Below are 11492 nucleotides of genomic sequence, written 5' to 3'. Positions count from 1 at the left end.
GGCGGCATCAACCGCACCTCGTGGCCATACCGGCCGATCACGCGCGCCCAATGATGAGCGCTGCCGCAAGCCTCCATGCCCACCAGGCACGGCGGCAACTGTGCGAAAAACTTCTCGACCGAGGCTCGCTTGAGCTGGCGCCTCACCACCACAGCTCCCGACGCGTCAATCCCGTGGACTTGAAAAACGTTCTTCGCCAGATCAACCCCAATCGTGCTAATCTTCGTCATGGACGGCTCCCTTTGTCTGGTTCGACTCAACATCACCAGTCTGGCACACCGATGCCGTTCGGGGGCCGTCCATCCCATCATTGCGAGGAGCCCGCGACAAAATTGCGTAGCAATTTTGCGCTGATGCGACGAAGCAATCCAGTCTGTCTCCGCGGAAAGATCCTGGATTGCTTCGCTGCGCTCGCAATGACGGAATTCGTGGTGGGCGGCATCGCGACACGCGCGCCGCCACCCTGCGGAAAGCGGGGAGCGGCGCGTCTATTCGTCCTTGCCGCGCGTGATCGCGATGGACGCGTCCGACTTGGTGCGGGTGCATTCCATGTTGAGCCGCCGATAACGCATGTTGATCTTGTCGCCGCGCAGGAGGCCCATACGCTTCAGGCAACGTGTCGCGCCCGACGTGGTGTCGTCCTTCGTCACGGTGAAGACGATCGCGGCCATCGACCCCACCAGCGCATAGAACTCGGGCTTGGGCTTGCGATCGCCCTTGGCATAGAGCTCGATGGAATATTTGTCGCCGCGGCAGCCGACGGACAGCTCCTTGGCCGCCGGGTGTGTCAAATAGACGATGTTGGCGGCCCGGAAATTCACCTTGAGCCGCTCGATCTGGTTCGCCAGCTCCTTGGCGCTGTCGTCGCAGCGGTCGGCACGCGCGGGGGAGGTGAGGGCCGCAAGGCCGGTGATGGCGGCGGCGACCAGGATCGCGCCGCGGACGTTCGAGTTCAATGTCATAATGAAAAGCCCCTTAGGGCACGCATTCAAGCGTCGGCGGACGCGAAGCGCAAGGGTGGGAACGGGCCTTTCCACGTGCTGTGCCAATGCCTTCCCGAGCCCTAGCCACCCTCTCCCATGCGCACCGGTCCCTTTCTTTTCTGCCGGAAATGGGCTTAGAACGCTTCTACGCCGAGGGCCCGCGCGAGGCCCCAAAACCCCGAGATCGACCCCATGAACGCTCCCACCGCCTTCCCCGACCAGTCAAAGCCCGTTCCGCCCTACAAGCACACTCCGCTGTTCCCGCTGGGCAAGGACGAGACGCCCTACAAGAAGATTTCGTCCGAGGGCGTCAGGGTCGAGAAGGTCCTGGGCAAGGACATGCTGGTGGTGTCGCGCGAGGCGCTGCGGGCGCTATCGGAGGCGGCTTTCGGCGACATCAATCACTATCTGCGGCCTGGCCATCTGAAGCAGCTCCGCGCGATCCTCGAGGACGGCGAGGCGAGCCCGAACGACAAGTTCGTTGCGCTCGACTTTTTGAAGAACGCCAACATCGCCGCCGGTGGCGTGCTGCCGATGTGCCAGGACACCGGCACTGCGATCATCATGGGCAAGAAGGGCTGCAACGTCATCACCGATGGTGACGACGAGGCGGCGCTGTCGGAGGGCGCGCGCGATGCCTATCTGCGGCGCAATCTGCGCTACTCGCAGGTCGCGCCGCTCTCGATGTACGAGGAGAAGAATACCGCCAACAACATGCCGGCGCAGTGCGAGATCTACGCCGAGGGCGATGACGCCTACAAGTTCATGTTCATGGCGAAGGGCGGCGGCTCCGCCAACAAGAGCTTTCTGTTCCAGGCGACGCCTTCCGTCCTCACCAAGGACCGGCTGCTCGCGTTCCTGAAGGAAAAGATCCTCACCCTCGGCACCGCGGCGTGCCCGCCCTATCACCTCGCGATCGTGATCGGCGGCACCTCGGCCGAACTGTGCATGAAGACGGTGAAGCTTGCCTCCGCCCGCTATCTCGATGCGCTGCCGACCCACGGCTCGCCCGATGGCAACGCCTTCCGCGACGTCGAGATGGAGAAGGAAATCCACAAGATGACGCAGTCGCTCGGTGTCGGCGCGCAGTTCGGCGGAAAGTATTTCTGCCACGACGTGCGCGTGATCCGGATGCCGCGTCATGGCGCCTCGCTGCCGATCGGGCTCGGCGTGTCCTGCTCCGCCGACCGCCAGGTGCTCGGCAAGATCACGAGGGACGGCATTTATCTCGAGGAGCTCGAGCACAACCCGGCGCAATATCTGCCGCAGGTGGAGCAGTCGCTCGGCGGTGAGGTCGTCAAGATCGATCTCAACCAGCCGATGAAGGACATTCTGGTCACCTTCTCGAAATATCCGATCAAGACCCGGGTCTCGATGACCGGCACCATGATCGTCGCGCGCGATAGCGCCCATGCCAAGCTGCGCGAGCGGCTGGAGAGGGGCGAGCCGCTGCCGGATTACTTCAAGAACCATCCGGTGTATTACGCCGGTCCCGCCAAGACGCCCGACGGCTACGCCTCCGGCGCGTTCGGCCCGACCACGGCGGGTCGCATGGATTCCTTCGTCGACCAGTTCCAGGCTGCCGGCGGCTCGATGGTGATGGTCGCCAAGGGCAACCGGGCGCCTGCCGTGCGCGAGGCCTGCAAGAAGTATGGCGGCTTCTATCTCGGCTCGATCGGCGGCGCCGCGGCGAACCTTGCCGAGCACTGCATCAAGAAGGTCGAGGTGCTCGAATATCCCGAGCTCGGCATGGAAGCGATCTGGCGCATCGAAGTCGTCGACTTCCCCGCCTTCATCATCATCGACGACAAGGGCAATGATTTCTTCAAGGAATTGAATCTGGGCTAGCTGCTTCATCCGCACTTGCGTGCGGGTGATCGCACCTGTGCTTTACGAAAGATCGTCATGCCCGGGCTTGTCCCGGGCATCCACGTTCTTGGTACGGCGAACAAGACGTGGATGGCCGGGACGAGCCCGGCCATGACGATGCGGAAGCTTCAACTACAATTCGTGACTTGGTTGGAGCAGAGCGAACGCCACCAGCCGCGCACACCGTCGTGGCTCTCGACGAGGCCCCAATATCCGCTACAGGCGAGCAGGCGCTTCGGGCCGCCGTCACCGTCAATCGGGCCGCCGAGCTCGCGCCGCGCCGGCATCCATTTGGCGTCGACGAACGGCGCCTGGAACAGCCCGCCCGCGCGCGTGTAGCCGTTGGCGAAATTCGCGCCGACCTTGTTGGAGGCGACCCAGCCGCGTCCGGCATAGGGCTTTGGCGCATTGCGCGGATATTTTTTCTCGTCCTCGTAATCCTTGCCCGGCGGCTTCGCGCCTTCGATCAGAAACCAACCGTCCTTGAAACCGACGATGCGGAATTCGGTGAGCCAGCCGCCCTCGGGCGTGTTCTCGCTGCCGCCAAGCTTTAGTCGATACGGTGGCGGCAGGGTGCCGAGCACGCGCGCCTTCACTGATGGCTCGGCCCGCACGTTGAGACCGTTCGGATCCTTGTCGATGGACCAGGCGCCGAGATCGCAGGGCTCGGTGCCCTCGGGCAGGGTCGCGCGCTTGCCCGCCAGCTCGGCGTGGAGCTTTGCATAATCGCCGTCGTCATCGGCCGGATCAGCCTCGACGCGCGGCTTCAATTCGGCCGATAACGCGCGCTTCTCGTCCGGCGTCAGGGCGACCACGAGGGTCTGGCGCGCAGCGAACACGCTGGCCGGAATCTTCGGGTCGTTCGACGTCGCCGGATAGACGGCGAGGTAACCGGTCGAGGCTTCGGTGCGGTACGCCGTGCCGGCGACATAACCCGCCGGCACCAGGGCGAGCGCGCTTGCGCGCCACGCCGGTTCGGTGTCGTCCGCGCGCGCTGCTTGTGTCGCGACACACAGGATCGTCGCCGCGATGAGACGGAGCAGGCGCATGATTGCTGCCGCGGCCTTACGCCCGCGCACCCGTGAATGGGAAGCTGCCCATCAGGCCGATGCCCATCTCGCCGCTGATGCTGTCGCCGGAGACGGTGCCGGTGAATTCGAGCGTGAGCGGCATCGGGTTGGTGATCGAGACTTTCCAGGAGACGCTGTCGCCGCTGACGGTGCCGTCGAAAATCTCGGCGGTATTACCTTCCGCGCCTTGCGTGCCCGTGAGCGCGTCGCCCGCGGCCTTCAGGCTCAGCGTCGCCTGGCGCTCGCCCATCGGCGTCGTCATGGTCAGATTCCAGTTGCCGTCAACGGCCATTCCCATCTCCCGAACAAATCCCGGCGGGCCGCGACGATCCGCGGCCCGTCCTGGGCGAGCCTATAACCCAACTCGCAGCTCCTGCCTAACGCTGCATTGGAGGCATAGAAGCATGATCCGGAAAAGTGTGTAGCGGTTTTCCGAAAAGATCATGCTCAAACGACAACCTAAAGCGCGGTCACATCGCGCTTTAGGCGCGGGCAGCGGCGCGCCGGCGACTGGTGACGATGAGGCGCAGAACGACGTACTGCACGGCAAAAGCCAGGATCTTGGCGCCGCCTGCGACCACTGTGAGGTATAGCGCCCACAGCTTCAGATCGCCGGTCGATGCGACGGCGATCACGCCGACGCCGATCACGAACATCAGCACCGCCCAGGCATAGCCCGCAGCCGTCACATATTCCGGAACGGTCTCGACGACGATCGGCGGCATGTAGCGCAGCATCCAGCCGCGCTTGAGCATGATGAGTCCGATCGCGAAATGCGCGACCGCGGGCTTTGCCAGCATAAAGCGGGGATCATTGGTCAAGAGCGTGATCGCGCCCAGCACGACCACGAGCGCGAGGCTCGCATAGGTCATGTAGTTGAGCTCTCGTCCCTTGACGCGGGCATAGATCACCTGCGCGATTGCACCGGCAATCGCCACCGACGTCGCCAGGACGACGTTGTCGGTGATGAGGTAGATGACCAGGAAGACGATGGCGGAAAGGAAGTCGGAGGCGAGGCGGGCGAATACGCTCTTCATCGTCGATCCTGTTCAGCGAGCGTTGGGCAATGCGCGGGCGGGCGCACCGTACTTGATCTCGCGATACTCGGGATACCACTTTGTGAAGTACATTGCGCTGTTGCGGGCGGCGAAGGCAACCGCAAGGCTCGACCAGAGCGGCAGCCCGGGGACGTAGAGTAGCACGAGATTGGCGCCTGCCATCGACAGCGCGGCTGCGGTCCAGGCGCCGGTGATGACGTAATTGGCGCGGAGGAAGCCGGGCATCGCCGCGGTTTCGGCCGGGACCAATTCAAGCGCATATTGCAGCGTGAAGGGACGACGGACCAGCATCGAGCCGAGTGAGATCATGAAGATGCCGAGATCGACCGACAGCTTGACGCCGAGCGTGCCGAGCGCGGGATCGAGCAGCGCGAGATAGAGGCCGATTGCGGCGAACACGATCGCCGAGCCCGTGGCCAGGATCTTCACCGAGCGGCCGCGCACGACGTCGATTGCGACCGTGGCGAGGCAGATTGCAGCGGCCGCAAACACGCTGATCGTGGCGGAGGTCACCAGCATCAGCAACGCGAAGGCGCCGTAGGGCGCGAGGATCAGGAAAATCGCCATGAGCCGCCTCGGTCGGGTCAAATCTTTACAATGTCAAGATAAGTAAGCCGGGCGTGATCTCGGGTCAAGCGAAATCTTTACAATGTCAAAATGACGTAAGCGACCTCTAAAAGATGAAGTGCTGCAACGGCTTGGTCGGAGGCCTCATCGGCCAATTCCGCCCAGGGCAGGCGCGACAGGATCGGCAGCGCGGAGGCAATCAAAAGGCCGATGGTGAGCAAGATGCCGCCGTTGAAGAAGGTAAGGCTGCTTCGGCGCAGCCGGATGGTTTGGAATGCGAGTGCGGCGCAGGCCAGGGCTAGGACGGCGAGGCAGTCCGCGGTGATCGAGGGCATGCGCATGTGAAACTCCTCCCGCGGCCACGCGAACTACGCCGCCCCCACCCAATTGCCGTGAAAGCCGTCGGGCACGCGGTGGCCGAGCTGCACCAGTGCGACGGGACCGGCCTCGACATCGGTGGCGTTGAACACGGCGAGGTCGCTGCGGTTCTCCCGCGCGCGCCAGACCACCGCGAGCAGCCAACCGTCGCCCTCGGCGGCATCGTTCGACCTCTCGACGAACACCGGCTCGGAGATGGTGTCGCCGGCCGGCAGCAGATAATGGCCGAGCCGTTTGCCGTTGCCGTCGACGTGGACGACGCCTGAGAGCGCGCCGAACATCGGCAGCCTCGGATTGGCGCAGGCGTACCAGCCGTGACGGCTCTTTAGGCCGGCGCGACGATCGTCGATGCGGGGGAATTCGCCGGTGAGATCGTCGAGATAAGTCTGCTGGAAGCGATCGGTATTGCCCGAGAGATCGAACGTCCAGCGGCAGTGGCGGGCGCGTGACTTCTCCGGATCCGTCGGCCGGCCGTCGGGATGCGGAAACAGCGGCGCCTCCTCGAACTGCATGACGTCGGCGATGATGCGGTGATCGTCTTCCCACGCATTCATGACGTGGAAGACGTAGCAGGCCTCAGCTCGAAACCAGACGATGTCCTTTGCCGTGCCGTTGCGTTTCATCACGCCGACATAGGCGCCTTTGTCCGGCTCCCAGGCATAGGGCGGCCGTCCGCTCATCGCGCGCTCCATGCTGCCGGTGATGGGAAGGATCGGAAACAGCACATGGTTCGCGGTGACGATGAAGTCATGCACCATGCTGGCATAGGGCGCCTCGAAACGCTCGAAGCGCGTCACCTTTCCGGACGCATCGATCGATCCGTAAGAGAGGGCAGGCGTCAACGGTCCGGCGGCATTGTAGCCGAAGAACACCAGTTCGCCTGTGATGGGATCGATCTTCGGATGCGCGGTAAAGCTGCCGGCGACGCGGCCCTGGTAGTTGTGATAGCCGCGCGTTGCCAGCGTGCCAGGCTCGATCTCGGTCGGCAGATGCGCTTCTTCCAGCGCCAGCAGCTTGCCGGCATGGAAGATGATGTTGGTGTTGGCGACGCCGCCATCGGTGAGATCAGCCGGGGCATCGGGCAGCTTGCGGCCGAAGCCGCCGAACAAGGCGCGGCCGGCGTCGTGCTCGGCCAGCCATTTCGGCGTGCGGACCCAGCGATTGCGGTAGCTGGCGCGTCCGTTCTCGAGGTGGAAGGCGTGCAGCATGCCGTCGCCCACGAACCAGTGCGCACCGGGCGAAGAGAACTGCGGATTGGGACCGTTGCGATAGAGCGTGCCGTTCAGCTCGCGCGGCAGTTCGCCGATAATGTTGAGGAATGGCGCATCGGCCTCGAACGGGATCGGCGCGATGTTGTTGCGGCGCTCAGTGACGGCGTCCTGCTGCACGGCGTATCCTTCCTCATCTTTACATCGTAAAGATTGGATAACGCTAATTGCCGTTCCGGTCAAGCGAAATCTTTACACTGTCAATATTGCGCCCTATAGCTTGTCCATGGGCAAGAGCGAAACCAGGGCCGCGCACGGCGTGCGCCCCCCGAAGAAGACACCATCGGCCTCGCGTGCGGCCTCGCGTTCCCCGCGGCGCCCGGCGGTTGCGAAGACCGAGACACCCTATCATCACGGCGCCCTGCGCGAGGCGTTGCTCCAGGCTGCCGAACGGGTGCTGGAGCGCGACGGGCTTGCCGGCCTGACATTGCGGGCGGTGGCGCGCGAGGCGGGCGTCTCGCATGCTGCGCCGACCCATCATTTCGGCGACCTCACCGGGCTGCTTAGCGAGCTTGCGGCCGTGGGCTTCCGCCAGTTCAACGCCGCGATGGCCTCGTCCTGCGATACTGCCACCACGCCGCTCGAGCGCGCGCTGGCGCGGCCGAAGGCCTATGTCGCTTATGCGCAGGCCCATCCCGGCATGTACGGCATCATGTTCCGCACCGAACGGCTCGATTATTCGAGGCCCTCGCTGCACGAGGCGGCCGAGGCCTCCTTCGCCGGGCTTGCCAATGCGATCGGCATGATGCGGCAGGAGCAGATCAGCGAAGACGCGCTGACGTTGAACCAGGGCGCGGCGATCGCCCGCGCCTGGTCGATGGTGCACGGCTTCACCACGCTGCTGCTCGACGGGCGGCTCAAGGATATTTTGGAGCGGTTGCCCGAGGGCACGACGGCCGAACGGCTCCTCGAGGCGATGCTGACGGCGCCTGTGACCACGAAACTGCCCGTGTAGCGGGGCTGTTGAGCCGGAGAAGAGCCTAAAGCGCGATGAGATGAGGATGAATCGTCATCGCGGTGAGGATGGGATCATGATGGCGGCTCGATGCAGCTGGAACTTCGTAGCATCAGACGTCTTGATTGTGGGCAAGGCTCAAAAGCGCCATCAGGCACCTGACAGCGGCGCGGAATCGTTCTAGAAGAGCGGCTTCGCTTGGGTCATCCAGCCTCGTTCGCGTCCTTTTTCTCTTGATCATGCCAGCCATCTCTTCGAACAAACCTTATCGCGTCGGCCGCTCCAAGACCGGGCTCGGCCTTTTCGCCACCAAGCCGATCAAGAAGGGAACCCGGATCATCCGCTATTTCGGGCCGATCCTGGACTCGCGGATTCCGGCGCACGACGAGATCGAGAACAAATATCTGTTCGAGCTCAACGGCCGCTGGACCATCGACGGATCGGTGCGCAAGAACTTCGCCCGCTACATCAATCATTCCTGCCGGCCCAATGCCGAGTCCGACGTTCGCCCGCGCGAGCGCAAGGTCTTCATCCGCGCCATCAAGAACATCGAGCCGGGCGACGAGATCAACTACGACTACGGCACCGACTATTTCAAAGCCTATCTGAAGCCGATCGGCTGCAAGTGCGACTCCTGCGAGAGAAAGCGCAAGAAGCTGCGCGCCGAGGCGCGGGCCGAACGCGCCAAGGTGAAGGCGCGGGCCGAGCGCAAGGCCACGAAGGCGGGCGCCAAGAGTCCGAAAAACAAGGCAGCCAAAAAGAAGAAGCTCAACGGTCACGCCCTCGGCAAGGCGAACGGTCGCGCGCGGGCCTGAGCTTGGGCCTTTAACTCAGCTGTCATGCCCCGGCTTGCCGCCTTCGCTAAAGCTTCGGCGGCCGAGCACCCTTGTGGCCCCGGCGTAGCCTTGGCGGAGCCGGGACCGGGGCATCCAGTACGCCGCAGCGCCTCAGCTCAAGCACAACTGCCTCTGGAATACTGGGTCGCCCGGGCGAGCCGGGCGACGACTGCGTGTGGATATGGCCTCACGCCGCCACCGCACTCGCGCTCCTCCGCAACCCCATATACTGCAGCTCGGCGAACACGCCGGTGGCAATCGCCTGGGCCACGACCATCAACTCGCCCGCGAGATTCGGCGACACCGCGCCCGAAAGCAGCAGCGCGATGCTGCCGGCTGTCCAGGCCGCGTTACCGATTACGACCAGCAGCACCAGCGCCTTGGACACGGATGCACGCGCGGCGAGCCAGCCGACCAGCGCGCTGTAGGCGATCAGGAACAGGCCGGTCTCACGCAGCAGCGCTTCGGGCAGATTGAACAGCGAGGCGAACGCGCCTGCGCCGAAGGTGAAACCGAGCGCGGCGACGCCGCTGAAGAGGGCATCGGCCAGCAGTGCACGGCGCAGGAAAGTGGATGCTTCGATCATCGTGGTTCTCCTTGGTTGAGGTCGGGGGAAATCACCGCAATCCGCGCCACCAGGCGCGGACGATGCGGGCGAGGCGGAACGGGCAGAGGCTCCTGCCGACGCCGTGCTCGAAGGCGATGACCTGCGCGACGACATAGTCGCCGGTCGAATGCACCAGCGGCTCCGGCATGTTGAGGCTGCGCGCCAGCATCCGGGTTGCGAAGGCCATGGCCCAGGGCAAGACGTGGTCTGCGATGGTCCGGTAGAGCAGCAGCGCGATCATGGTCATCTCCTGTTGCGACCGAAGATGCGCGCGTCCGCGCCCCAATTCGATTACCTCGCGGGTAATGGAAGGGCCGAAATCGACGTGCTAGGTTTTCGATCATGAACGCACATGCATCCACGGCACGCGTCGAACGCAGCCAGCCGGTCCATATCGGCGACCATTTGCGCGAATGGCGGCAGCGCCGTCGCATGAGCCAGCTCGATCTCGCGGGAGAAGCCGAGATATCCGCGCGGCACTTGAGCTTCGTCGAGACCGGCCGCGCCGCGCCCTCGCGCGACATGGTGCTCAGGCTCGCCGAGCGTCTCGACGTGCCCTTGCGTGAACGCAACGTGCTGCTGGTCGCGGCCGGCTATGCGCCGGCCTTCCCGCAGCGCACCCTGGAGGATCCCGCCTTGAAATCAGCCCGCCAGGCGATCGACCTCGTCCTCAGGGCGCATGAGCCCAATCCGGCCTTGGCGGTGGACCGGCATTGGAACCTGGTCTCGGCCAATCGCATGGTGGCGCCGCTGCTCGACGGCATCCCGCAGCACCTGCTCGGCCAGCCCTTCAATGTGCTGCGGCTCGCGTTCCATCCGAAGGCGCTGGCGCCGCGCACGGTCAATCTCGCGGAATGGTGCGGGCATCTGCTCGAGCGGCTGCACCGGCAATGCGAGGCGACGGCCGACCCTGAATTGATCAAGCTCTATAACGACCTGAAGGGCTATCCTATCCCTGCGCGCGCGGCCCCGCTGTCGAGCGATAATGTCGCCATTCCCTTCAAGCTGCGTCATGACGGAGAGATACTAAGTTTCTTCTCTACCACCATGGTGTTCGGCACGCCCGTGGACATTACGTTGTCGGAGCTGGCGCTGGAGACGTTCTTCCCGGCCGATGAGCGTACCGCGGAGCTGCTGAAGCAGATGGCGGCAGCTATGACGTAGGGCCCTTGCCTCGGGGCGGCTTCGGCTTATGTTTGGGCCAACGTTTGTCGTCAAGGAGGCGCCGCCCATGAGCACGCTGAAACCGCTCCAGATCGACGTCGTCTCCGACGTGGTGTGCCCCTGGTGCTATATCGGCAAGCACCGGATCGAGAGCGCGTTGGCGCTCGTGCCCGATGTTCCGGTCAAACTCAATTTTCGCCCGTTCTTCCTCAATCCCTGGGTGCCGCGCGAGGGCATCAGCCGCGAGGATTATCTCACCAAGAAGTTCGGCTCGGTCGAGGCTTACAAGGGCATTGCCGGCCGGGTCGTCGCGGCTGCGAGCGAGGAGGGCCTCGTCTACCGGCCCGAGACGGTGGCGCGTCAGCCCAACACGACCGACTGCCATCGCCTGATCCTCTGGGCCGAGGCAATCGGCAAGGCGCCCGAGATGAAGCAGCGCCTGATGGAGCTCTATTTCCGCGACGGCGGCGATCTCACCGACGTGAACGTGCTGGTGCAGGCAGCCGCTGACATCGGCCTCGACGCCGACGATGTGCGCAAGCGCCTTGCCACCGACGAGGACGTCGCGCGCGTTTCGGCGGACGCGCAGGAGGCCGCCGAGAAAGGCATCTCCGGCGTGCCGACCTATGTGTTCGCACAGAAATACGCCGTCTCCGGCGCGCAGGATCCCAATCTGCTCGCCCGCGCCATCCGTCAGGTCTCGGCGGAGATCAACGCGCAGGCGGCGGAGTAGTCTT

General features: G+C 64.3%; 14 protein-coding genes and 1 pseudogene. 5 read left to right on the top strand and 10 right to left on the bottom strand.

The genetic code is table 11. The features are described 5' to 3' along the window. Together BLV07_RS21250 and BLV07_RS21245 are read right to left on the bottom strand one after the other, a co-directional pair. A pseudogene (locus BLV07_RS21250) lies at positions 1–230 on the bottom strand (IS110 family transposase); the annotation flags it as partial. A gap of 258 nt (positions 231–488) precedes the next feature. Further along, positions 489–962 (bottom strand): hypothetical protein, encoded by a 474-nt coding sequence (locus BLV07_RS21245; protein WP_091889151.1) that lies wholly within the window; start codon positions 960–962, stop codon positions 489–491. Between the two features lie 213 nt (positions 963–1175). Between BLV07_RS21245 and BLV07_RS21240 the strand changes: the two genes are divergently transcribed. Continuing rightward, complete coding sequence (locus BLV07_RS21240; RefSeq protein ID WP_091889149.1) at positions 1176–2831, top strand: fumarate hydratase; 1656 nt, start codon at positions 1176–1178, stop codon at positions 2829–2831. Positions 2832–2980: 149 nt separating this feature from the next. Here BLV07_RS21240 and BLV07_RS21235 read toward each other — a convergent pair whose 3' ends face one another. The 6 genes from BLV07_RS21235 to BLV07_RS21210 all read right to left on the bottom strand — a co-directional run bounded on the left by BLV07_RS21235 (position 2981) and on the right by BLV07_RS21210 (position 7313). Beyond that, positions 2981–3901, bottom strand: coding sequence for a hypothetical protein (locus BLV07_RS21235; RefSeq protein WP_091889190.1), 921 nt, complete (start codon positions 3899–3901; stop codon positions 2981–2983). Between the two features lie 16 nt (positions 3902–3917). Next, positions 3918–4214, bottom strand: coding sequence for a hypothetical protein (locus tag BLV07_RS21230; protein ID WP_091889147.1), 297 nt, complete (start codon positions 4212–4214; stop codon positions 3918–3920). 190 nt (positions 4215–4404) lie between these two features. After that, positions 4405–4959 carry an inner membrane-spanning protein YciB gene (locus BLV07_RS21225; protein WP_091889145.1) on the bottom strand — a complete coding sequence of 185 codons (555 nt, stop codon included), beginning with the start codon at positions 4957–4959 and terminating at the stop codon, positions 4405–4407. Positions 4960–4971: 12 nt separating this feature from the next. Then, positions 4972–5547 carry a hypothetical protein gene (locus BLV07_RS21220; protein ID WP_091889143.1) on the bottom strand — a complete coding sequence of 192 codons (576 nt, stop codon included), beginning with the start codon at positions 5545–5547 and terminating at the stop codon, positions 4972–4974. 77 nt (positions 5548–5624) lie between these two features. Then, positions 5625–5888, bottom strand: coding sequence for a hypothetical protein (locus BLV07_RS21215; RefSeq protein ID WP_091889141.1), 264 nt, complete (start codon positions 5886–5888; stop codon positions 5625–5627). Between the two features lie 27 nt (positions 5889–5915). Next, on the bottom strand, positions 5916–7313 hold the full coding sequence (locus BLV07_RS21210) for a carotenoid oxygenase family protein (protein ID WP_091889139.1): 1398 nt from the start codon (positions 7311–7313) through the stop codon (positions 5916–5918). Between the two features lie 106 nt (positions 7314–7419). Between BLV07_RS21210 and BLV07_RS21205 the strand changes: the two genes are divergently transcribed. Beyond that, positions 7420–8148: a TetR/AcrR family transcriptional regulator gene (locus tag BLV07_RS21205; RefSeq protein ID WP_091889137.1), complete on the top strand. Its 729-nt coding sequence runs from the start codon at positions 7420–7422 to the stop codon at positions 8146–8148. A 239-nt stretch (positions 8149–8387) separates the two neighbouring features. Further along, positions 8388–8963, top strand: coding sequence for an SET domain-containing protein (locus tag BLV07_RS21200; protein ID WP_091889135.1), 576 nt, complete (start codon positions 8388–8390; stop codon positions 8961–8963). 208 nt (positions 8964–9171) lie between these two features. Here BLV07_RS21200 and BLV07_RS21195 read toward each other — a convergent pair whose 3' ends face one another. Together BLV07_RS21195 and BLV07_RS21190 are read right to left on the bottom strand one after the other, a co-directional pair. After that, positions 9172–9570, bottom strand: coding sequence for a hypothetical protein (locus tag BLV07_RS21195; protein ID WP_091889133.1), 399 nt, complete (start codon positions 9568–9570; stop codon positions 9172–9174). 31 nt (positions 9571–9601) lie between these two features. Beyond that, positions 9602–9832, bottom strand: a complete 231-nt coding sequence (locus BLV07_RS21190) for a hypothetical protein (protein WP_176945668.1) — start codon at positions 9830–9832, stop codon at positions 9602–9604. A gap of 101 nt (positions 9833–9933) precedes the next feature. Between BLV07_RS21190 and BLV07_RS21185 the strand changes: the two genes are divergently transcribed. Further along, positions 9934–10755 (top strand): helix-turn-helix domain-containing protein, encoded by an 822-nt coding sequence (locus BLV07_RS21185; RefSeq protein ID WP_091889129.1) that lies wholly within the window; start codon positions 9934–9936, stop codon positions 10753–10755. Between the two features lie 67 nt (positions 10756–10822). Next, on the top strand, positions 10823–11488 hold the full coding sequence (locus tag BLV07_RS21180; RefSeq protein ID WP_091889189.1) for a DsbA family oxidoreductase: 666 nt from the start codon (positions 10823–10825) through the stop codon (positions 11486–11488). Positions 11489–11492: the final 4 nt, after the last annotated feature.

Source organism: Bradyrhizobium sp. Rc2d (assembly GCF_900099855.1).
GTDB lineage: Bacteria > Pseudomonadota > Alphaproteobacteria > Rhizobiales > Xanthobacteraceae > Bradyrhizobium.
Note: the sequence above shows the minus strand (reverse complement) of the source record. Positions and strands in the feature narration are given on the sequence as shown.